This is a genomic window from Chitinimonas violaceus (assembly GCF_052601015.1).
On the sequence record NZ_JBQXDJ010000045.1, the window covers coordinates 12,883 to 35,385 of the forward strand.

General features: G+C 51.2%; 20 protein-coding genes and 1 tRNA gene. 12 read left to right on the plus strand and 9 right to left on the minus strand.

The genetic code is table 11. The annotated features are described in order from the left end of the window. The first annotated feature begins 2 nt into the window (after nt 1–2). Nucleotides 3–1,388, plus strand: coding sequence for an NAD(P)(+) transhydrogenase (Re/Si-specific) subunit beta (locus tag ACUHMQ_RS14515; protein WP_445296179.1), 1,386 nt, complete (start codon nt 3–5; stop codon nt 1,386–1,388). Between the two features lie 91 nt (nt 1,389–1,479). On the opposite strand, the gene ACUHMQ_RS14520 is transcribed toward ACUHMQ_RS14515, so the two are convergent. Then, a complete protein-coding gene (locus tag ACUHMQ_RS14520; RefSeq protein WP_445296180.1) occupies nt 1,480–2,034 on the minus strand; it encodes an RICIN domain-containing protein in 555 nt (184 codons plus the stop codon). Nucleotides 2,035–2,293: 259 nt separating this feature from the next. On the opposite strand from ACUHMQ_RS14520, the gene ACUHMQ_RS14525 reads away from it, so the two are divergent. Then, entirely contained in the window at nt 2,294–2,938 is a 645-nt protein-coding gene (locus tag ACUHMQ_RS14525) for a glutathione S-transferase family protein (protein WP_445296181.1), read from the plus strand. Nucleotides 2,939–2,993: 55 nt separating this feature from the next. On the opposite strand, the gene ACUHMQ_RS14530 is transcribed toward ACUHMQ_RS14525, so the two are convergent. From ACUHMQ_RS14530 to ACUHMQ_RS14545, 4 genes are all read right to left on the minus strand, one after another. Further along, complete coding sequence (locus ACUHMQ_RS14530) at nt 2,994–4,046, minus strand: CobW family GTP-binding protein (protein ID WP_445296182.1); 1,053 nt, start codon at nt 4,044–4,046, stop codon at nt 2,994–2,996. A 4-nt stretch (nt 4,047–4,050) separates the two neighbouring features. After that, the gene (locus tag ACUHMQ_RS14535) at nt 4,051–4,674 is read right to left on the minus strand and encodes a nucleotide-binding protein (RefSeq protein ID WP_445296183.1); all 624 of its coding nucleotides are present in this window, start codon (nt 4,672–4,674) and stop codon (nt 4,051–4,053) included. A gap of 167 nt (nt 4,675–4,841) precedes the next feature. Beyond that, on the minus strand, nt 4,842–6,128 hold the full coding sequence (locus ACUHMQ_RS14540) for an acetyl-CoA C-acetyltransferase (protein WP_445296184.1): 1,287 nt from the start codon (nt 6,126–6,128) through the stop codon (nt 4,842–4,844). A 124-nt stretch (nt 6,129–6,252) separates the two neighbouring features. Next, a tRNA-Gly gene (locus tag ACUHMQ_RS14545) sits at nt 6,253–6,326 on the minus strand. Between the two features lie 118 nt (nt 6,327–6,444). Here ACUHMQ_RS14545 and ACUHMQ_RS14550 point away from each other — a divergent pair. Beyond that, on the plus strand, nt 6,445–7,062 hold the full coding sequence (locus ACUHMQ_RS14550) for a hypothetical protein (RefSeq protein WP_445296185.1): 618 nt from the start codon (nt 6,445–6,447) through the stop codon (nt 7,060–7,062). Between the two features lie 77 nt (nt 7,063–7,139). Here ACUHMQ_RS14550 and ACUHMQ_RS14555 read toward each other — a convergent pair whose 3' ends face one another. Further along, the gene (locus tag ACUHMQ_RS14555) at nt 7,140–8,630 is read right to left on the minus strand and encodes a YifB family Mg chelatase-like AAA ATPase (RefSeq protein WP_445296186.1); all 1,491 of its coding nucleotides are present in this window, start codon (nt 8,628–8,630) and stop codon (nt 7,140–7,142) included. 91 nt (nt 8,631–8,721) lie between these two features. Here ACUHMQ_RS14555 and ACUHMQ_RS14560 point away from each other — a divergent pair, with 91 nt between their 5' ends. Both ACUHMQ_RS14560 and ACUHMQ_RS14565 read left to right on the plus strand, forming a co-directional pair. Continuing rightward, nucleotides 8,722–9,762: a sensor histidine kinase gene (locus ACUHMQ_RS14560; RefSeq protein WP_445296187.1), complete on the plus strand. Its 1,041-nt coding sequence runs from the start codon at nt 8,722–8,724 to the stop codon at nt 9,760–9,762. A 2-nt stretch (nt 9,763–9,764) separates the two neighbouring features. Beyond that, nucleotides 9,765–10,517, plus strand: coding sequence for a LytR/AlgR family response regulator transcription factor (locus ACUHMQ_RS14565; RefSeq protein ID WP_445296188.1), 753 nt, complete (start codon nt 9,765–9,767; stop codon nt 10,515–10,517). Nucleotides 10,518–10,544: 27 nt separating this feature from the next. Here ACUHMQ_RS14565 and ACUHMQ_RS14570 read toward each other — a convergent pair whose 3' ends face one another. After that, entirely contained in the window at nt 10,545–11,471 is a 927-nt protein-coding gene (locus ACUHMQ_RS14570; protein ID WP_445296189.1) for an alpha/beta fold hydrolase, read from the minus strand. A gap of 312 nt (nt 11,472–11,783) precedes the next feature. On the opposite strand from ACUHMQ_RS14570, the gene ACUHMQ_RS14575 reads away from it, so the two are divergent. Next, nucleotides 11,784–12,698 carry an alpha/beta hydrolase gene (locus ACUHMQ_RS14575; RefSeq protein ID WP_445296190.1) on the plus strand — a complete coding sequence of 305 codons (915 nt, stop codon included), beginning with the start codon at nt 11,784–11,786 and terminating at the stop codon, nt 12,696–12,698. A gap of 43 nt (nt 12,699–12,741) precedes the next feature. Here the strand turns inward: ACUHMQ_RS14575 and ACUHMQ_RS14580 are convergent, their stop codons facing one another. After that, the gene (locus ACUHMQ_RS14580) at nt 12,742–14,160 is read right to left on the minus strand and encodes a cryptochrome/photolyase family protein (RefSeq protein WP_445296191.1); all 1,419 of its coding nucleotides are present in this window, start codon (nt 14,158–14,160) and stop codon (nt 12,742–12,744) included. Nucleotides 14,161–14,259: 99 nt separating this feature from the next. On the opposite strand from ACUHMQ_RS14580, the gene ACUHMQ_RS14585 reads away from it, so the two are divergent. The 6 genes from ACUHMQ_RS14585 to ACUHMQ_RS14610 all read left to right on the plus strand — a co-directional run bounded on the left by ACUHMQ_RS14585 (nt 14,260) and on the right by ACUHMQ_RS14610 (nt 18,626). Then, nucleotides 14,260–14,820: a YqgE/AlgH family protein gene (locus tag ACUHMQ_RS14585; RefSeq protein ID WP_445296192.1), complete on the plus strand. Its 561-nt coding sequence runs from the start codon at nt 14,260–14,262 to the stop codon at nt 14,818–14,820. Between the two features lie 4 nt (nt 14,821–14,824). Then, nucleotides 14,825–15,247 (plus strand): Holliday junction resolvase RuvX, encoded by a 423-nt coding sequence (gene ruvX / locus ACUHMQ_RS14590; RefSeq protein ID WP_445296193.1) that lies wholly within the window; start codon nt 14,825–14,827, stop codon nt 15,245–15,247. Between the two features lie 6 nt (nt 15,248–15,253). Next, complete coding sequence (locus ACUHMQ_RS14595) at nt 15,254–15,682, plus strand: hypothetical protein (protein WP_445296194.1); 429 nt, start codon at nt 15,254–15,256, stop codon at nt 15,680–15,682. 127 nt (nt 15,683–15,809) lie between these two features. Next, nucleotides 15,810–16,763, plus strand: a complete 954-nt coding sequence (locus ACUHMQ_RS14600; RefSeq protein WP_445296195.1) for an aspartate carbamoyltransferase catalytic subunit — start codon at nt 15,810–15,812, stop codon at nt 16,761–16,763. Next, entirely contained in the window at nt 16,760–18,046 is a 1,287-nt protein-coding gene (locus ACUHMQ_RS14605; protein WP_445296196.1) for a dihydroorotase, read from the plus strand. Before ACUHMQ_RS14600 ends, ACUHMQ_RS14605 begins: the two co-directional genes overlap by 4 nt. A 316-nt stretch (nt 18,047–18,362) precedes the next feature. Next, nucleotides 18,363–18,626 (plus strand): acyl-CoA-binding protein, encoded by a 264-nt coding sequence (locus ACUHMQ_RS14610; RefSeq protein WP_445296197.1) that lies wholly within the window; start codon nt 18,363–18,365, stop codon nt 18,624–18,626. 90 nt (nt 18,627–18,716) lie between these two features. On the opposite strand, the gene ACUHMQ_RS14615 is transcribed toward ACUHMQ_RS14610, so the two are convergent. After that, nucleotides 18,717–21,848: a pilus assembly protein gene (locus ACUHMQ_RS14615; RefSeq protein WP_445296198.1), complete on the minus strand. Its 3,132-nt coding sequence runs from the start codon at nt 21,846–21,848 to the stop codon at nt 18,717–18,719. Nucleotides 21,849–22,503 lie beyond the last annotated feature (655 nt).

Genomic DNA, 22,503 nt, shown 5'->3' on the forward strand with positions numbered 1-22,503 from the left:
AGATGAATGTCATTGCACAAAATGCCGACTGGATCTATCTCGTCGCCGCGGTACTTTTCATCCTTACCCTGAAGGGCTTGTCCAGCCCAACCGGCGCGATTGCCGGTAATCGCTACGGCATGGTGGGGATGGCGCTGGCTGTGTTGGTTACCTTGGTTATTGCACCTAATCCCAATCTTGCCCTGATTGGTTTGGCGATGATTGCGGGAGCGGTGATGGGTATCTATCGCGCCAAAACTGTACCAATGACCCAGATGCCAGAGACTGTGGCACTGATGCACTCCTTGGTTGGTCTTGCTGCAGTGCTGATTGCGTTAGCCGCAGTACATAACACTGACCAGCATCACAGCACAGTACAGCGGATTGAGCTGTTCATCGGCTGCTTTATCGGGGGCATCACCTTCACCGCTTCGGTGGTTGCCTGGGGCAAGCTCAGTGCCAAGTTGGCAGCCAAGCCGCTCAAGGGCGGCTGGGTCAAACCGGTACAAATCATCCTGGCGCTGGGCATGTTCGGGTTTGGTATTCACTACTTCGTTACCGAGTCATTGGCCTCATTCTGGGTGATGACGTGTTTCTCCGTGGTACTGGGTTACTTCCTGATTGCACCCATCGGTGGTGGGGACATGCCTGTGGTGGTATCTATGCTCAATAGCTATTCAGGTTGGGCCGCGGCAGGTATTGGATTCACGCTCGGTAATTCGGTGTTGATTATCGCTGGATCGCTGGTGGGGTCTTCTGGCGCTATCCTCAGCTACATCATGTGCAAAGCCATGAACCGCTCTTTGTTGAATGTAATTTTCGGTGGTGGCATGGGGGGCGACGAAGCGGTGGCAGCGGGTGGTGGCGAAGCGATACAGCGCCCTTACAAGTCCGGCTCTTCCGATGATGCCGCTTTCATGATGGGTAACGCTGATTCGGTGGTGATTGTGCCGGGTTATGGTTTGGCGGTATCCCGTGCTCAGCATGCATTGCAGGAATTTGCCAATGCGTTGACTGCCAAGGGTGTCACCGTGCGCTACGCTATCCACCCAGTGGCGGGTCGTATGCCGGGCCATATGAATGTGCTGCTGGCAGAAGCCGAAGTACCTTACGAACAGGTGCAGGAAATGGAGGAGATCAACGCAGACTTTGGTAATACCGATGTCGTGCTGGTGATTGGCGCCAATGATGTGGTTAACCCTGCTGCACAGAAGGACAAGCAAAGCCCTATCTATGGCATGCCCATTCTGGATGCCCACAAGGCCAGAACGGTGATTGTGGTGAAGCGTTCCATGAATGCAGGCTATGCAGGCCTTGATAACGACCTTTTCTATATGGACAAGACCATGATGGTGTTTGGCGATGCCAAGAAGGTTGTGGAGGATATGATCAAGGGGGTGGATCACTAGAAGGCGCTTGGAACGTGTTCACGATCTTTTTGCACAACCATACTGATGGGTACACGCGATAGATCGTGAACAAGTTTTGGGGCAGTTTGGATTAGCGAAGGGTAAAGCGCTGATTACTGCCATTGTGACAGTCCCACATCACGAGACGTGCACCATTGCCGGTTTGCCTGCCCTCGACGTCCAGACAACGGTTGTTGAGCGAGCTGTAAATCTGCTGCCCGGAAAAACGCCACTGTTGATTTTGCCCGCCCGTACAACGGTAAGCGATAACAGGTGTGCCATTGCCATAATTGCCGCCAGCAATGTCCAGGCAAAAGTCACCTGTTTTCAGTTGGCCGTCTTCGTAACGGAAGCGCTGATTTTCGCCGCCATGGCAGTCCCACAGTTGCAAAGCAGCGCCTTCACGTAACCCTCCGCCGATGTCCAGACAGCGGCCACCGTCTCCAACAACCATATCCCCTCCTTTTTTATTTTTTCTGTCCTTCTTATAAGCGTAATAACCCGCAGCGGCTGTAGCAACGGCAGCTGCGCCTATCAGTACACCATTGGAGTTCCTGTCGTCTTGGGTATTTGTGTATCTGGTATTGGTACTGCCGCACCCTGCCAACGATAGGGATACAACGCCTGCAATCAGTATTTTTTTCATTGGTGTGATCATCTTTATGAAATAAAGGAAATGCTAATTTGAATTGTTACTTGGTGTGATTGGGGGAATTCACCTCAATGCGGCATTCGTTGAGGGGGGGGTTCGAGCCCTGTTCAATAATTGGTATTTAGCAGGCACGAACAGTGGCCTTAGTCGTCAAATGTGATGTTTTGTTCACGCGAATCCGCCGGATGGCGGCATTTTTCTTGCCCCGGATCTTGGTGGGTGGCAATACTGAATCCCTATTCTGGAGACTGCCATGGCGATAACTTTCTACGCAGCGTCAGGTTCACCATTTGTGTGGCGTGTTTGGTTGGCTTTGGAGCACAAAGGACTGCCGTACGATTTGAAGCTGCTGTCTTTCTCTGGAGGGGATCTGAAAACACCCGAATTTCGTGCAATCAATCCACGGGGGCGGGTACCTGGCATAGCAGATGGCGGTTTCACCCTGTATGAGTCTGCCGCCATTGTTGAATACCTGGACGAAGCCTATCCAACCAAGCCGGTTCTACCGGGTAATACACAGGCTAAAGCCCGCCTTCGCCGGCTGATTGCAGAAGTCGATTGGTATCTGGACAAGGAGGTCGGTGTTGTCGGGGACGAGATTTTGTGGAAAACCGGCCCTGCCGATGAGGCCAAGCTTGCTGCTGCGTTACAGAAAATCCACAGCGAGTTGGAGTTCTTCAGCAGCGAGTTGCGTGGGGACTGGCTGGGTGACCAGCTGTCGGCTGCGGACTATGCGCTCTACGCCACCCTGGCATTTTTGCTGCGTATAACCGGTAAAAAGCGGCCCGATCTGGGCGTGGAAGCGAGCATGCCTGCTCGTTTGATGGACTGGAAACGGCGCATTGAATTGTTGCCCTATTACCAGAAGACCTACCCCCCGCATTGGCGGGACGGCTAATAAACTGCTTGTGACGTAACTGGGGGCATTACTGCCCCGTTTTTTCTTGGTTGACCTATACGGTTTTAGCTTCGGTTTCTGGCAGGCAACAGGCTAATAAAGCTGCTTCAAACTGTGCCCAGTCGGGTGTGGCGCTTGCCACGATCAGCTCTGCTCGAGAATCTCGTCGCCATGCAATTTCCTGTGCATTGGCCTCGCCATCTACCCAGTTGAACAACAGCCAGCCATGATCGGTATTGAATACTCCTTTGGCGCGTTGAACTGTGGGCAAGCCATATTCAGTATGGGCACTCAGACCTTGGAATAAAGTCGCCAGTTGGTTGGCAGAGAATCGGGTCTCTGTCTGCCAAATCCAGCCTCGGCTGGACTGGTTGGGTTCATTGTGATCTTTGATTTGTAGGGCAGGAGGGAAATCGGATTCAACCGTGGTTTTTGAGGGCTTTGATGTTTTGGGTCTTTTCCCATGCATGGGTGATGTGTTGGGTTTGGCCAAGGCCGGTTCACCCGCTAAGTCCAACAACTGTGAATCAAACTCCCCTTGGCAGGTAGTGAGGACAGCAAGCTTAGGTGGGAACATGCCGTTCGCCATTCCCATGAAACGATCTACCTGAGCAGCATCGGCCCGGTCACATTTATTGGCGATCAGCACATCGGCCAAAGTGATCTGGTCGCGCCAGACCTCGTGGGTGGTGTAGCGGGGGTCATCAAGCTGACGAGGGTCTACCAGGGTGATCGTGGCGCGTACTTCCAGCGCGGTTGCCAGGAATGGATCGCGCAATATGTCGATGATGCCTGCCGGGTGGCCCAGGCCGCTGGGCTCAATAATTAATCGATCTGGTTGGCGTTGGCGCAGCAGTTTGGTGAGGCTGACACGTAGCATGGGGCTGGTGGTACAGCAAATACAGCCACCGGGTACTTCAACGACATTTAGCCCTTCACTGGCCGTGTTGATGGCGGCACCATCGATACCAACTTCTCCAAATTCATTGACGAGGACTGCCCAAAATTCATTGGCCGGCTTGTCAGCCAGCAGGCGGCGGATTGCTGTGGTCTTACCTACACCAAGAAAGCCGGTAATCAGGTTTACCGGTATTTTTTGCTTACTCATTAGTTTATGTTTCCAGCCACTCCAGAATCGGCTGCCATTGTTCCAGGTCACGGACCAAACGTGGAGCGGGTAGATCGAAAATACCCATGCCACGTGGCAGGGTCTGCAGGTAGTACTGGGTATCCCGCAGGCAGCTCAATACCGGCAGTTCGAACTGCGCCAGGAAATCAGCCAGTTGCTTGCTGGCGCGGGTATTGGCCTTGACCCTCATTCCCACAACGCCGACATTGACCTTGCCTTTGCGTATTCGCTTTTCTTCGGCAAGCCGAGCGAAGAAGTCCTGTGAGGCCCACATATCAAAACTGGAAGGTTGCACTGGTACCAGAATATGGTCGCTCAACTTCAGCATTGCCTCCAGCTTCTTGCCGCGCAAGCCCGCAGGTGTATCGATAACTGCCCTTTCGTACCCCTTTGGCAGTTTGGTTGGTAGTTCCTCATCACAATCCCAATGCCCAATGGGTGGGAAATTGTGTGAGCGCAGGCTCAACCAATGTGCGGCTGATTGTTGCCTGTCCAGATCTCCCAGCGCGGCTTTGTGGCCTTTCCACGCAAAGTACGTCGCCAGATTGGTAGCCAGTGTGGATTTGCCGGCGCCACCTTTTGGGTTGGCGATCAGTATGGTCTGCATGCCGTACTCTCAATCTGTGGATGATGTGAATGGACGTGCGTTTGTGCGTTGATAGCTTGTTTTCGATCTATCACGAGCAGCATATGAGCTCTAATCACAGCTGCTCAGTAAAATTGTGAACGGGCTTTTAGAACCCGTTCAAAGTCTCGCTGACGCGCAGCAGACCTTTAGGGTTTTTCTAAGATGGCAGCGATGCCCATACCCCCCGCGGTACAGACTGAAATCAAGCCACGGCCACTGCCACGTTGGTCCAGCAGTTTGGCCAGATTCGCCACGATGCGGGTACCCGTTGCAGCAAAGGGGTGCCCGAATGCCAGCGAGCTGCCAACGACATTGATTTTGGCGGGATTGATGCTGCCTAACGCACCAGATAGACCCAAGCGGTTACGGCAATATTCTTCGGACTCCCAAGCTTGAAGTGTACAGAGGACCTGAGCAGCGAAGGCTTCATGGATTTCGTAAAAATCGAAATCCTGCAGAGTAAGGTTCGCTTCTTTGAGCAGCCGTGCCACCGCGATGGTTGGCGCCATCAAAAGACCTTCTCCTGCGACAAAGTCCACAGATGCTGTTTTGACATAAGTCAGATAGGCCTGAATCGGTAGGCCGCGTGCCTGTGCCCATGATTCGGATGCCAACATTACCGCAGAGGCGCCATCAGTTAGTGGCGTGCTGTTACCTGCAGTCAGCGTACCTTGGCCAGATTCACGATCGAATGCGGGTTTGAGGCTGGCGAGTTTTTCCAGTGTGGTGTCTGTACGTAGATGGTTATCCCGTTTCACATCGGCAAAAGGCACGACCAGATCGTCGAAGAAACCATCGGCGAAGGCTGCAGCGGCTTTTCTATGGCTCATATAAGCCAGATGATCCTGATCCTCTCTGCGGATATTCCACTGCTTGGCCATCAGTTCGCAATGCTGACCCATCGACATCTTGGTACGTGGTTCACCGGCATTGGGGGAAGAAGGTTTCAGTTCGCCAAGCCCAAAACCTTTGAACGCAGCGAGTTTCTGACCAAATGTCTTGGCATTGCTTGCTTTGATCAGCCGCTGGGCAAAGCGATGGCTGAATACAATGGGCGCATCTGATGTGGTGTCAGAACCACCGGCAATAGCGCTGTCTATCTGGCCTGTGGCGATTTTCGCGCCCAGTTGAGCTAGTGCCTGCAGGCTGGTACCACAAGCCATTTGCACGGTATAAGCGGTTGTCAGAGGGGATAGCCTGCTCGACAATACAGCTTCACGGGCCAGATTCCAATCCTTGGAATGCGATATCACTGCGCCTGCGCCAACTTCGTCTATTTCCACCTTCGCCAGATCGAACTTATCCACGAGACCATTGATAGCGGCGGTCAGCATGCTTAAGTTGGATTGATCCTGATACAGCGTATTGGATCGACAAAAAGGAATACGGCTGCCACCAATGATGGCAATGCGGCGCAAACTATTGTGGGACATGGCAGTCTAGGATTCAGCAGGGAAACCTTGAGTTTACTCCGCCAATCGAAGGCTGGGCGCGGGTCTTGTATGAAGTGTGTGCCCAATGAAAAAGCCAACCTCAGTTGGTTGGCTTTTTCGCATCTGGAGCGGGCGATGGGAATCGAACCCACGGCTCTAGCTTGGGAAGCTAGGGTATTGCCATTATACGACGCCCGCGAAGGTGGCTATTCTAGCCGTGAATGAGAGCCGCAGCCAAGTGCATCAGAATCGATTAAGCTTATCTATGCGTTTCCCTTGGGTAGCGCATTCCGAAAAATGGTTCAGGGAGGACCTTATGCTTGTTCGTACTAGCCGGCTATGTGCCGGTATGCTGGGGCTGTTTGTGTCTGTAGGGGCAATGGCCGAAGCTAAATCTGATTTCCGCTTTATGATGAGTTTGGGCTACACAGGAGGTGGGGATAAGATATTGAGGGGATATATTCACGATATAAACACCGGTGCCTTAATTGACGAGAAAAATATTAAAGCAGGTGAGCGTTATCAATTAAACATGGGTGCGTATTGGAAAATGCCAGCTTCACCCATTTCAGCGCAACTAACTTATGGTTACCATGCTGATTCGGTAGGCAACGGCAACCCGGGTAAGCTAACGTTTAGCAGATATCCAGTTGAATTGCTCGCACATTTTCATGTGAACGATAAATTTTTCATTGGCGGTGGTGTACGTAAGGCTACTCGGGCTAGTTATACCAAAGCAGATATAGACGGTAAGATTTCCTTTCAGTTTGAATCAAATATGGGTGGGGTGATCGAGTTAGGTTGGCAACCAGTGCCGGACTTTATGTTGACGTTGCGGGGGGTAAGTGAGCGGTATAAAGAACCCGTAGTATTTGGCAAAAGCTTCAGCGGCAAGCATGTTGGTTTATTTGGTGCCTACGTTTTTGGATCTTGAGTCCCTTAGAACCTGTTTACAATCTACAGATTTGTTCACGGCGTGCTGTGAACAAGTTCTTACCGGTGGGCGCGAATTTACAAAGCCCGCCGGTATTGGATTGCCTCGGCCAAGTGATTTGCGTGAATGATGTCGCTAGCAGCGAGGTCGGCAATGGTGCGGGCTACACGTAAAATACGGTGATAAGCCCGGGCAGAGAGATCCAGCCTTTGCATGGCAAGCGCCATTAATTTATGCCCAGCCATATCCAGTGCCGCAACAGTGTCGAGCTTACGGTTGCTCAAGCGGGCATTCTCCATTCCCTGTCGATTTAATTGCCGCTCACGAGCGGCTATGGCGCGTTTTCGTACGTCTGTGCTTGCTTCGCTTGGTGTTGATGTAGTCAGGTCGGATTGGCTGAGAGCTGGAACTTCAATGATCAGGTCCAGGCGGTCCAGAAATGGGCCGGACAGTTTGCCTTTATAGCGGGCAATCTGATCAGGGGTACAACGGCAGCGGCCACTGGGGTGGCCGGCATAGCCGCAAGGGCAGGGGTTCATTGCTGCGATCAACTGGAAAGCTGCCGGGAATTCGGCCTGCCACGCAGCACGTGAGATTGTGATGCGGTGGTTTTCGAGGGGCTCACGTAGCACTTCCAGTACCTTACGATCAAATTCAGGCAGCTCGTCGAGAAACAGTACACCTTGGTGCGCCAAGCTGATTTCCCCTGGACGAGGTTCCGACCCACCACCAACCAGTGCCACGGCAGAAGAAGTATGGTGAGGGGCCCTATATGGGCGTTGTCCAAAAGTGGCGGCAGAAAAGCCTTGTGAACCCAGTGACTGCAGGGCGGCGGTTTCCAATGCTGCTGTATCGTCCATCGGTGGCAAGATGCCGGGTAAGCGTGCTGCCAACATGGATTTACCTGTGCCGGGTGGCCCCACCATCAGTAATGAATGTCCGCCCGCTGCAGCAATTTCCAATACACGCTTAGCAGGTTGCTGGCCTTTCACATCGGCAAGGTCCGCATAGTGCACAGCTTCAACTGGTGCCGGGGCGGGTTGCTTACTAAGTAAGGCTTGGCCGGTAAGATGTGCACAGACGGCAGCCAAGCTGCCTGCACCCAGGACATTACAGTTGGTGATGAGTGCGGCTTCATCTGCGCTGGCAAGCGGGACAACGAAGCTGCGGTTCGCTTTGCTGGCAGCCAATGACATCGCCAGCGCGCCTCTAACCGGGCGTAGATCGCCAGTGAGAGCCAGCTCACCTGCGAATTCATATTGATCCAACTTATCAAGCGGGATCTGACCACTCGCTGCCAATATGCCCAAGGCAATTGGCAGGTCAAACCGGCCGCTTTCCTTGGGCAGGTCGGCTGGCGCCAGATTGACCGTGATACGTCTTGCTGGAAATTCGAAACGTCCGGTTTGAATGGCTGCGCGAACCCGGTCGCGGGCTTCTTTCACTTCTGCGTCGGGCAGGCCGACGATGGTAAAGCTAGGTAAGCCATTTGCCAAATGTGCTTCAACCACCACTTCGGGAGCATGTACGCCACTGAGGGCGCGACTGTATAGAACCGCCAGCGACATGTTCTTCTCGCCCCATAGATCGGCTTAATTGACTGCACGTAATTTACACGTGTTCAAGCGAATATCATGATGTCTGCATATAATGTCGGCAATGACCAGTCCGCTGCCTCCTACCGTTCCCGATCAGCTACCAGATTTTCGTAATTTGGGAATCAGCCTGCGCATACTGCTGTCGATAAATATAGTCTCTGGTCTGGCTGCTATTGCAGCTACCGACAATTTTTCCGATGCCGGCCAGCGCTTCATGACTGACGCAGCATTGCTGCAGCCAGCACTTTTGATGGTACTGGCGTTACTGGCCCTATTCCGGGACTTTCTGAAAAGTTTGCCTTACCGGCAAGGATTGATGGTATGTGTGCTGCTGGTGTTGGGTAGCAGCTTGGCTATGCGCGCTGTAATGTCCGGTCTGTATTCGGCAAGTCTCAATGGTTATCTGCGGGTCGTGGTATATGCTTTGGCGCTTTGCTGGATGCAGTTCGGTTATTTCCGGCTGCGTGGGCGGGCGATGTCTCCCTTATTGACAATGGCCCGGTTGCAGGCATTGCAGGCCCGTATTCGCCCTCATTTTTTATTCAATAGTCTGAATGCTGTGTTAAGTCTGATTCGCAAGGAACCCCGTAAGGCTGAACGCGCATTGGAAGACTTGGCCGATCTTTTTCGGGTATTTATGGCAGAGAACAGCGAGCTCTCTTCTTTGGAAAAAGAGGTGGCTCTGGCGCGGCAGTATTTGAGTATCGAGTCCCTCCGATTGGGAAATCGCCTAAGAGTGGAATGGCATACCGAACGTATGCCGACAAACGCGCAGATTCCACCCCTGACTTTACAGCCGCTACTTGAAAACGCCGTCTATCATGGGATCGAACCCTCAATAAAACCGGGGCAAATCAGTATCAACATATTTCGTTCGCGAGACGAGTTGCATATTGATATTCGTAACCCCTATTACAAAGAAGGTGGTGGGCATCATGCGGGTAACAAGATGGCGATGGGAAATATCCGCGAAAGGTTGGCATTACATTTTGATGCTGAAGCAAGCCTTAAAACTGTGGTCGGGAATGACTATTATCAAATTCATCTAAGCTTACCTTATCGCCCTGTGACTGCTGCTAAACCGACGAGAAAAGTGTCTTAGCCATGACTGCCATGCTCCGCCTCTTCCTGGTCGATGATGAACCGCCGGCCGTAGGCCGTTTACAAGACCTGTTGGCCGATTGTCGCGCCGAAGTTCCGCACGAGGTGGTGGGGACGGCGCAGACCGGTCAGGAGGCCATTGAAAAACTGGTGGTTCATCCGGCTGATTTGGTATTGACCGACGTCAATATGCCAGGCATGAATGGCTTGGAATTGGCACGGCATCTGAATCGACTGCATCACCGACCGGCGGTGGTATTTTGTACAGCCTTCGATGAGTTTGCAGTACAAGCCTTCGAAGTCCATGCACTTGATTATCTGCTCAAACCTATCCGGGAAGAGAGGCTCCTGGCTGCATTGCGCCGAGCCCGTGAGCTGCCGCATCCCACATCGGATACTTTACAGGCCTTGTCACCTGGAGCTCGGCGTTACTTCAGCGTCGCAGAGCGGGGAAGGGTAAGGTTGGTACCCGTTGATGCAGTGCTGTATCTGAAAGCCGAGCTTAAGTATGTGACGCTTAAGACGCGTGAAGCGGAATACTTGCTTGAAGAATCGCTGACCCAATTGGAAGCCGAGTTTGGCGAGCGCTTCCTGCGCATACATCGTAACTGCCTTGTGGCACGCGACAAGCTGGCGGGGTTTGAAAAGGAATGCGAGGGGCACTGGCTTGCATTGCTTGATGGGAGTAACGAAAAGTTGTCTGTCAGTCGCCGTCAGTCACATGTAGTCAGTGAGTTCCGTCGTGGGGGTGGATAGCACCTGCTTACTGACGCACGACGGACTTTAGGTAGGTTTGGTGGCTTCTGCCAGAAAAGTACGGTAGACCTTGGCGGTCGCTACAGGTCTTTCCAGCATGGGTACGTGCCCGCATTTAGCCAGGATGGCTGTCTGCGCATGGGGTATGCCAGCTTTGAAGAGCTGGATGGATGAGATATCGAGTACCCGGTCGTCGTCTCCCCAAAGGATCAACGTTGGGGCTTTGATCTTCAATAACAGCTCGTCTAGCCAGATGCGCTGCCCAAACATTTCCTTGAATATCTGGTCCTGATTGTCCGCTTGCGCGATACCCCGATTTATCAGATGGTCACGCAGAAAGCCAGGTATGTAGGGTCGACGGTGGTAGACTAATTTGAGTATATGGTCGAAGTCGGCCGGCTTGCGGATCAGCAGCTGGTTCTCTCCGGCTAATGCCGCTTCATAGAATGGGCTGCGCTTGGGCATATCAACACCTGCTGCATTGAAGAGCGCCAAGCTGGCAACCCGGTCTGGATAGTTGGCTGCAAAAGCGGCCGCGATATAGCCCCCCATGGAATTTCCGACCAGATGAACCTGGTCCAGGTGCAGCATGTCCATGAAGTCCTTTAGCCGTGCTAACTGAACCTCCAACGCGTAGGACTTTGGTAAGTAGCCGGTTTCGCCAAATCCAGGCAGATCCGGTATCAGGATGCGAAAGTCGTGGCGGAAGCTGGGAGCCAAGAAAAGCCAATTGCTGCTATCAGCCGAGAAGCCATGTAGGAAAACCATCGGTGGCTTGTCGCGTTGGCCTCCGCTGTAATAAACCATCTCAAAGCCATCTACACCTATACTGTGCCGGCGCAGGCCAGCACGCTTACGCGCAAGTGTGAGTAGCGAAACAGCCCAATAGCGCCAACTCAGGGCACAGGTAACGAGCAGTAGGCCAACGCCGCCTACTGCCAACCAGCTGTTCATGATGTCTTCTGCCGCATGGTTTATCCTCCCGGACGGTAATTACGGCTGTTCGTGACAGACCATTGGATAGGTTTTTGGAACCTACGTAGTTGGACAGTGTCCTCCCTGCGCCACGAATAACCACTTGCGATTGGCCATAAGCGGGCTTTTGAACCGGGCCCGCACTATAGTTGCCGTCGTTTCCATTCTATCCAGACCCTGCGCCAGAATGGTGAGATTCCTCCCCAGTCTGTTTTGCAGCAGGGAAATAGCAACAAGTCACTATCGTCAACCTTACCTTTACGGTATCCAGCTCAGAGTCAGACCCTCTCTATGCAGATCGAGAAGTTGCTTCAAGCCGATGGTCATGCCATCGCCGCTTACCATTGGCCTCAACCGGACGCCCGGCGAGTGCTGGTTATCGCTCACGGCATGGCTGAACATGCAGCCCGTTACGATGGTTTTGCCCAGTTTCTTAACCAACAGGGTTGCGAGGTATGGGCTTTAGACCATCGAGGCCATGGGCAAAGCGTACTGAATGGCCGCCTTGGACACTTTGCCGATACCGATGGCTGGACCAAAGTGGTGAATGACCTGGCTGCTCTGGTAGCTCATGCCCGGCAACATAGTCCTGGTTTGCCCTTGGTGCTATTCGGGCACAGCATGGGTTCGTTTGTTGCGCGTGCATTGGTACTGAACCACCCCAAATTGGTGGATGGCCTGGTCCTGTCTGCTACGGGTTTCCGCCAGTCAGCATTGGCGAGGGTACTGGCGGGTATCGCGGCTGTATTAGGCAGAAGCCAGGGCTGGGACCAACCTTCAGCAGTTATGCGCAAGTTAGTGTTTGGTACGTTTAATTTGCGTTTTGTTCCATCGCGTACGGCTTTTGATTGGTTGAGCCGGGTGCCGGAGGAGGTGGATAGCTATGTAGCAGACCCTTTGGCTGGTTTTGATTGTTCGGCGGGGTTATGGCGTGATCTTTTCCTGGGCATAGTTGAGATGGAAGCCTTGGAGGCTCGTGAAAGCGGATTGCCTGATGTGCCGGTATGGTTGATGGCCGGCTCGCACGACCCGGTCAGCATGGGCGGCAAAGGCTGTCGACAATTGGCCGATCGTTATCAAGCTGCGGGTTTACGGGACGTGAATGTCACGCTCTATCCACAAGGGCGCCACGAAATGCTGAATGAGCGTAATCGTGACGAAGTCTATGCCGATTTCACAGCGTGGCTGGGCAAGCGCTTCACGTGAAACGCAGGGGTCCAAGTCGTGGATAGCATCTTTGAACAGGTTCTTAACCATTGCGCTTGAACAAAGCCAGAGCTTTCTCGCGTTGCTCGGCATGGTCAACGATGGGTAGCGGGTAGTCGTTACCTAGCTGCACCCCCGCACCTGTCAATACCATCGGCTTGGCCAGCCAGGGTGCGTGCAGGTCATTTGTGGGCATGGCAGATAACTCGGGTACATATCGACGGATGAATTTACCTTCCGGGTCGAACTTCTCGGACTGGCTGACCGGGTTGAAGATGCGAAAGTAGGGCTGTGCATCACAACCTGTGCTGGCAGCCCATTGCCACCCTCCATTGTTGGCGGCGAGATCGAAGTCGATCAGCTTCTCGGCGAAATAAGCCTCACCCCAGCGCCAATCTACAAGCAGGTCTTTTACCAGGAAGCTCGCGGCAATCATGCGTAGACGGTTATGCATGAAGCCGGTCTGATTCATCTGTCGCATGGCAGCATCGACGATAGGGTAACCAGTACGACCTTCGCACCAGGCTGCGAACAGTGTGGGGTCGTTGGGGAAGGGCAGGTCGACGTAAATAGGCTTGAAGGCGTGGTGTACCGCATCGAGCCGATGCCAGAGAATCTGGTGAAAGAAGTCGCGCCAGATCAGCTCATTAAGCCAGCTCATGCTGCCGGCTGTCCCACGTTGCCATGCATAGGCAGCTAGCTGGCGTATCGACACCGTGCCAAATCGTAGATGTACGCTGAGGTACGAAACACCTTTCACGCCAGGGAAGTCCCGAGCGTCCTTATAGCGATCGATACGGTTCTGGAAGTCCGCGAATAGCGCTTCTGCACCTGCCGGGCCGGGCCGTATACCGAGTTCAAGTAGATTTGTCCGCTCAAACCCAAGTTCTTCCAGGCTGGGCATGCTCTCGGCGCTTCTTTGCGCCAGATGATGCTGATAGCGTGCTACGGGATACGCCTGCAGATAGAAAGGGTCGAGTTTTTTCAGCCATGCGTTCTTGTACGGGGTAAATACAGTAAAGAAACTACCGGCTTGGGTCAGGACTTCGTCGCGTTCAAAGATCACCTGATCTTTGCTGGTGTGAAAGGCAATCTTCAGCTTGGCCAGTGCAGCAGCTACCTGTTTGTCACGGGTGATCGCTGCGGGTTCGTAATCATGATTGGTGAACACTGCATCTGCACCAAGTTCTTGCGCTAAACGTGGTATTTCGGTTTCTGCAACTGCATGACGTACGATCAGATCGCTCCCATGATTTTGTAACTCCGCCTTTAGCGCAGCGATCGTTTCCCAGATGAATTCCACCCGTCTGTCGGCGCGTGGCAGAGGGTCTAGGATGGTACGGTCGAATACAAACACTGGAACAACGTGCTGCGTCTGTTTAAGCGCATGGTAGAGCGCTGCGTGGTCATGCAGGCGCAAATCGCGGCGTAGCCAGACCAAGGCGGTGGAGTAGGATGGCATGGATCAGTCAATTACTTGGGAAGGGCAAGCATAGCTGCTTGTTCGCGGGCTGGGCAGCCATCACGGCAAGATGCAAAGTCGTGTGCGATAATTCGGACCATGGAAGCTATAAACCTCAGTCGTCAATTTCTCATTGCCATGCCTGCCATGGCAGATCCGATCTTTGCCAAGTCGCTTGTCTATGTATGTGACCACAATGCCGAAGGTGCGATGGGTGTGATTGTTAACCGCCCTATCGGTATGGATATCCGTACTTTGTTCGAGCAGGTCGACATCGAATTGCAGCGTGAGGATGTAGCGGAGCAGCAGGTCTACTTTGGCGGGCCGGTGCAGACTGACCGAGGTTTTGTATTGCATCAGCCCTTGGGGAATTGGCAGTCCACGATGTCGGTAGAAGATGATCTGGGTCTGACGACTTCCAAAGATGTATTGTTGGCAGTGGGTAGTGGTGCAGGGCCGGAACGTCTGTTTGTTACGCTGGGTTATGCCGGGTGGGAAGCGGGTCAACTGGAAGGTGAGCTGGCCCAGAATGCCTGGTTGACGGTCGAAGCTGACATCGAAGTGGTATTTGGCCTGCCAGCCGAACAACGCTATGAAGCTGCGTTAAAGCTCTTGGGTATCGACATGGCCATGTTGTCCGATACAGCAGGGCACGCTTGAATCCATGAGTGGTTATGTCATCGCCTTCGACTTCGGTGAAGTCCGCATCGGTGTGGCCGGTGGCAGCGCCGAACTAGGCATTGCTACACCGCTTGCCACAATAACAGGCAACAGCAACGACGAGAAATTTGCCGCTATCGGTAAATTGATTGCTGAGTGGCAACCTACCCAGCTGGTTGTTGGGCTACCCAGCCATCTGGATGGTACTGAGCACGAACTCTCCCGACTCTCCCGTACCTTCGCCAATCGGTTGCATGGCCGGTTCAATCTACCTGTTGCCTTGATGGATGAGCGGCTGACTTCTGTGGAAGCGGAAGGCATGCTCAGCGAAGCGCAGACTTTTGGTAGAAAGCGTAAACAGGCGATCGACCAAGTAGCTGCAATGCAAATATTGCAGGCTTGGTTTGATTGCCAGAGTGAAGGCTAGCGCTTGATGATTGATTTTGTGTTTCGTCATGCCTGGGGCCGTTTGGGAAAAACGGTTTATGTGCGTATCGATAAGACACAGCTACATTTGCAAGAAGTAGAAACAGGCAAGTTTTTGGAAGTGAAGTTGTCAGACGATGGAGTCAGCGCGTTTGGCCACCCACGTACTATGTTGGCGGATTTTACGCTCGCCGAGCGTGTGCTGAGTGAATCGCTGATTCAGCTTGGCCGGCCGTTTTTTGGCTACACCTCAGTACTTATGCATCCGCTGGATAGATTGGAAGGCGACATTACCCAAATTGAAGCAAGGGCATTGAAAGAGCTTGGATATAGTGTTGGTGCACGTCGTTGTGTAGTGTGGGTAGGGCGGGTATTAACTCAACAGGAATTGGTTAGATGGCAGTTCCCCACTATGGGTGGGCAGGTTTGTGACTGAGTGCTGATACTTCTATGTCACGTAGGCATAGTTTGTAAGTGATGGAATAAGTAATAGCCAAGCGATTGTGTGCGGCTTTGAGATGCCAACCTAAGCGCGGGCGGAATCTAGTGAAAGGCATCGCCGGATGTACAACCCCCAACTGAATCAACACGGTGAGCTGATTCATCTGCTCAGCACCGAAGGTTTGCCGGCGCGTATTTTGCGCCAGATTCTCGATAAAGCCGCGAGTTATGTGGCTGCTGGCGAAGCCGGTGAAAAGAAGCACGCTGATCTTGCTGGTAAAAGCGTCTTCAATCTTTTCTTCGAAAACTCGACCCGTACCCGTACCACCTTTGAGATAGCCCAGAAGCGGCTATCGGCCGATGTCCATAGTCTGAACATCCAGGCCAGTTCAACCGCCAAAGGCGAGACACTGCTTGATACGATCCATAACCTTGAAGCCATGGGCGTGGATATGTTTGTGGTGCGACATGCCGAGTCGGGTGCACCTTTTCTGATTGCTAATCATGTGAAGCCCGGTGTGGCAGTGGTGAATGCGGGCGATGGGAGGCATGCCCATCCTACGCAGGCGCTCTTGGACATGTATACGATCCGCCATTTCAAAGGAGACTTTCAGAACCTGACGGTGGCGATAGTCGGCGATATTTTGCACAGCCGCGTCGCGCGTTCCCAGATTCATGCCCTTACGACGCTTGGTTGCCCGGAAGTACGGGTGATCGGCCCCAAGACCTTGCTACCGCGCGATGTTGAACAGCTTGGCGTGCATGTGTTCCACGACTTGAAGGAAGGGCTTAAAGGTGTGGATGTGGTAATTGCATTGCGCTTACAGAACGAGCGCATGAATGGGGCGCTGCTACCCAGTGCTAATGAGTTCAACCAGTTCTACGGGTTATCCAAGGAAAAGCTGGCCCTGGCCAAGTCCGATGCCATTGTGATGCATCCTGGTCCGATGAACCGTGGTGTGGAAATCGACTCATCGGTAGCTGATGGCGCCCAATCGGTAATTCTTGATCAAGTTACGTTCGGCATTGCAGTGCGCATGGCCGTGATGAGCATTTTGTCGGGGGCCCGCGCATGAATATCCATATCCAGAATGGTCAGGTTGTCGACCCTGCAAGTGGTTTCGATAACGTTACCGACTTGTACCTTAGCCAAGGCCGCATTGCTGGTATTGGTAATACACCTCCCGGTTTTCACGCCGAGCAGACGATCAATGCCAAGGGGTTGATTGTGATCCCAGGTTTGGTTGATTTGGCTGCCAGGTTGGGCGAGCCCGGCGGAGAGCATAAGAACAAACTGCAGGCAGAACTGCGGGCTGCGGTAGCAGGTGGTGTAACCACTTTGTGTGCCATGCCGGATACCAAGCCCGCATTGGACCAACCGAGTCTGGTACAGATGCTACGCCAGAAAACCGAAGCGCTTGGATTGGCCCGGGTTCTTCCACTAGGCGCGTTAACGCGAGGGCTGGAAGGCGCAGAATTGACCGAGTTTGCCAAGCTGCGTGAAGCAGGCTGTGTCGCCTTCAGCCAAACCGATGCACCGTTGGCGGATACCCGTGTGCTTTATCGTGCCATGCAATACGCCGCTACCTACGGCATTACCTTGCGTCTACGGCCGCAGGATGTGCGGCTGTCTGCTGGTGGTGTGGCCCACGATGGCCAAGTGGCGACCCGATTGGGCTTGCCGGCTATCCCTGCAGTAGCCGAGACGGTGGCGATTGCCATGATTGTTATCTTGATGCGTGACAGTGGTGCCAGCGTGCATCTGGAGCGCGTTTCCACCAGCGAAGGGTTGGAGATGATCGCTGTGGCGCGTGCCGAAGGGCTCCGGCTTACTTGTGATGTCAGTATCAACCATGTCCACCTGGCAGATATCGATATCGGTTATTTCGACAGCAATATGCGTCTTGCCCCGCCACTACGTAGCATTCGCGATCGTGATGCTATCCAGCAAGGTTTGGTCGATGGTGTCATCTCTGCCATTTGTTCCGACCATACGCCGGTTGGGAACGACGATAAGCTCTTGCCATTTGGTGAAGCCGCACCCGGGGCGACAGGACTGGAACTATTACTGCCCCTTGTATTGACATGGGCAGCACAAAAGCAGGTTTCCTTGCCGCGTGCTTTGGCGAAGATTACCTGTGAGCCTGCAATGCTGCTGGGATTGGAGGTGGGGCAAATTAAAGTGGGAGCGCCTGCCGACCTGTGCATTTTCGACGCACATGCAACATGGCGTGTCGCAGCGGAAACGCTAGTCAGCAGTGGTAAGCACACGCCGTTTGTTGGTACGGAATTGCGTGGTAGAGTCCGGCATACCTTGGTGGGTGGGCAAGTTGCCTACACCGCACCGAGTGCAGCGTGAGTCTTAGAGCCGCTAACAAAGCCCTTCCGGCGTTGTTGCGCAAGCTTGCCATACCCACGTACTGTCTACGCTTGTGCGCCTAGCCAGAATCGCTTCACTGGATTTTGTTAGCGACTCTTAGAACCTGCTTACGATCTTACTGCGCAGCTGTGATCTGGGTTTATGTGCTGCTCGAAATCTTCGTGTACTCAAGTACACTCGGGTTTCTGTGCTGCACCCTGCTGACAACTGCTCGTGACAGATCGTAAACAGGCTCTTATGCCAAGTCATCGACCCTAGCTGTAACGATCCCAACTGATTTGCGAGGAACACGCCAATGTCCGATATCGATACCCTATTCAAACAAGCTGCCGATGATGTCACCAAGCTCTCCGAAGCGCCGGATAACTCCGTCAAGCTCAAACTGTACGCTTTGTACAAGCAAGCCAGCGAAGGCGATGTAAAAGGCGACAAACCTTCTATGTTTGATTTCGTTGCTGGTGCCAAGTACAACGCCTGGGCCGAATTGTCTGGTACAGATAGCGCAGCAGCCAAGCAGAAGTATGTCGACTTGGTAGAAGCACTGAAAGCCAAGGAATAAGCCTTAGCGTAAGTAAATAACAACGCCGACTTTGTAGTCGGCGTTGTTATTTAGATGGCTCAAGCAGTATTTGAGCTAGAAATTCAGTTTTTAATTCACCAATTCCCGCCAGGTAACACGTTCAAGACGAACCCCGCAGCCTGGTGCTGCATTCCCGATTTTACTGTCTATGGATTCACTGCCCTGATTGGCCGAGAGGTATATACCCTTAGTGGAATTATCCTGGCTACAGTCACTACCACCTCTGCCGCTGCTTTCTCCGCCGGCATTGGTATCCATATCGACACCGCCATTTTTAGAGTAGGCGACATTATTTCTATGCCAGTTGTTTTCCTTTGCAGTTCCACTGGCAGACTTTTGTCTAATACTGGTATCAGTAGTTAACGTAATGGTCGATTCTTTGTCAGCCATAAACATTGGGTCTTTGGGAATGCCATCTACTCTATATCCACTGGGGTAATGGTCTTCTTTCCCAAATTTTATCAAATCACCTACATCTGACTTCCCATTACCATTTTGGTCGAGAAAAGCATATTTAATTTTACGCTTTGTCCGGACGGTTGATCCTGTCAACGCATCCAAGGCCATTATCCAGCCTTTACTGGGTGAAGCGCAGGTTTGTGTTTCTGTTGCGGCTTGTGGAATACCTGTACCAAACATGATTCGGCGACCATGCAATTGCGGTTCAGAAACAAGCCTCTCATAGGAACTAAATTTAATAAACCACCCTTTCGAAGTTGGGGGTTCAGCTTCCAAGTCAATAGGGTTATCTGTAACAGCACGGTAGCTACCGTTTGAAATGAGCTTTTGTTCTGTTAGATCTCCTATATTTACTTTATCTTTATTTTGTAGATCATCTAATACACCGAAGAAATAATGTTGGGTGCTATCTTGTCTATCTTGATTCGTCAGTAGCCTACCGGTACCAAAGAGAACAAGGTAACCTTTAAATCCTTTGTCATTTTCCCGAAAGAAATTCTCGGTACTTGCTTTGCCTCTTACAGGCAATATACGGGGCGCTTGAATAATAGGTTCTTCTTTGGGAGTTTGAAATATTGGTTTCACAGATGCTGAAGATACACCACTGGTTAGGTCAAATCGCCACATTGTGCCATTTTCGTCCCCTGCGTATACGTAATCAAGCACACCATCAAAATCAGCGTCTAATCCCCTAGGTGAGGATAATCCTGTACTTTTCCTACCGCCAGCTTCGTTTACTTCTATCTTTCTGATCAAATCGCCAGAGTCGGCATTTAGTATGTATAAAGCCGATGAATTTTCCTTCTTAACTTTGGCTGAAGAATCAAAGTTATTTTCATAGCCATTCGCTAACACTACGACAGGGGTAAAACTGTCCGACCCTGTTTTTACGCTATAAATGAAGGGTGTGCCAAATGTATATCCAACATCAGCATCATTGGATTTGTTCCATTCCCAGCGTACCGTACTTTCTGGGTTCTTAAAATTGTCCTGACTTGTCACATCCAATGCAAAATAACCTCTACCGCCTTGCCCTAACCCGCTAACCAGAATAGTTTTCCATCGTCCATTGACTTTAATATCTTGCGTAACTGAAGGTCCGCTAACATGATATACATGAGGATTATTCCCCTTACCATAGTTGGGGTTAGTTAGTGTTTTCAGCTTTGGATAAACCATAGATGGGATATAGCCAACCACCTCTTCCATTTCTGGCAAGTGATTTGGATTAGTAATGGGCTTGGAAGTATCAAAGCCATGCATCATCCCATCATTAGCACCGATAAATACCATGCCCCGACCGGAGTGTTCTTTTTTGAAGTTCTCGTAACTGGAATCTAATGATTTTCCTATTGGTTTGCCAACAAATACAGGTTTTGTATCTATAAAATCGCCAAGCAAAGTAGAGCGTATACGCTGACCTGCTACTGGATGCCCCCTAAGAAAATTAATTGTTTCTACTCGATCTTTATGATCACTTCCTAAGGCGGCTTGCTGGTCTTGTGTCATTGTCCCCAAGCTGCCCTCAGTAAACTCAAATCGATTAAATTTACCCCTATCTGTTGCTGAGTATATTTTTCTCGAGGCCTGCTTAGTTAGTGAGGCACCTGCTTCCTGCATTGAGTCTCTATTAATCACACCCTTATGAAATGAATACCGTTTTAGTTCGCCATACCAACCTTTTGAGTTGAATCCTGGCAGATAAAGGAAGTTATTATCCGATTTGGCATTGGCTTCTACTGCTAAACCACCTGCATTGGAATTCTGGTCGATAATACTTGCGACCGCATTGGAGAGAGACTCTGCAAGTTTCTCTTCATTTTCTTTGTCTGAGCCATGGCTAATGGTGTAATACTTGCCACCGGCTTGTTCTGCAGCATTTTTTAATAGTGACGAATCAATTCTAAACCCCACAACGTAAGATGTTACATTTTGGATTTCAAATTTCTTCTCATTAAAAGATTTTCCCTCCAAGTCGTTGGAATTTGTATTCCGCATGTCCTGTTGATACATGAATTTAGTCAGTTGGGAAAAATTATGTGAATGCTGGCTCCAGTCCACATTATTAATGACAGCTCGATTTTCGATATTATAATTAGTTAGGGCAGGGTCTTCGGCTGCTGGTTTTAGGTTTGTATCCCAACTAGGTTCTCCATCGGAGATAATGATCTGGTAATTCTTTTGGCAACGATATTTAATGGGTGAGTCATAAGATTCCCCATTATTTTTCTCGTATGCAGAGGTCATGCCTCGCCAATATCGCGATAGCTCATATGTTGACGCTGCAAGAGGGGTACTATTATCCGGATATAAGTCATCGATTTCTTTTAGAAGCTCATCAAATTCTTTTTTATTTGATCTGTTTTTTATTGGTGACTGTAATATGCCTGCTCCAGTGCGTTTTACATCTACATTATCAAATGTAAACAACCCCCAGTTTAGATTCTTATTTTTTTCCTCACTTACCAATTTAGAAAGTACTCGTCTTGCTATGCCAATACTCCCGTTGTTAGCGCACTTTGGATAAGCAGGATCGCCAGGTTTGCATTCACTTCCCGTTGGCATCCATGCACTCATACTTGTGGATGTATCCACAAACAACATAATGTTAGGCGTAACCCCAGAATTTAATATGAGGGGATTGGATGGATAAGGCTCATCTGCAAATGCCATCAACGGGCTAATTGATAGTGCCAAACAGACATAGTTAACAACTTTTTTCCTGCGGTACTGCACTTGCATCTTAACTCTCCGAAAGCACAACTAATGCCCATGGGGTGCATGTAAATACGTGCACATGTCTATGGGCTTGGATATCTACTGGCAGATACGTTCAATTTAGTATGGGAGCATATTTTATGTGTTGTGGCTAAGGACGAAACGAAGCAGATATGCCAATTGACATGCCGCTAAGATTAGAAGTGATGTGTAAAACAATATAAAATAGCTATTCGACATGAAAAGCTGGCGGGGCTTCGTTGTAGATATAAAATATTTAATCCATTTGGAATATTGTGAGGTTGATGCTGGAAATACCTTTCACAAGGTGAAAGATAGTGAACAGATTTAACGCAAAGAGGGAAGGGTATGCTGCCGATTGGGCGTTGAAATATGTTTTAGCGTACAGATTAATTGTTCAATGCCAATAATTTGCAGGGTTAGGTATTGATCTGTATAGCTACCAGCCAGTGTACGTTTGATGATTTGGGATAATTTAAGACCAGAATTACTTGCAGCTTTTACTATTCGTTAGAACCTGTTCACGATCTTAGGGTCTGTCAGTAATTTCGTGTTCAAGGCATATCATGCTCCCAAGGAGAATGTATGCCTCGCAAACCGAAAGCCAAGCCGGTGGAATTGCCGGCAATTCCCGCCGAGCTCCTAGCTCAGTTCGGCA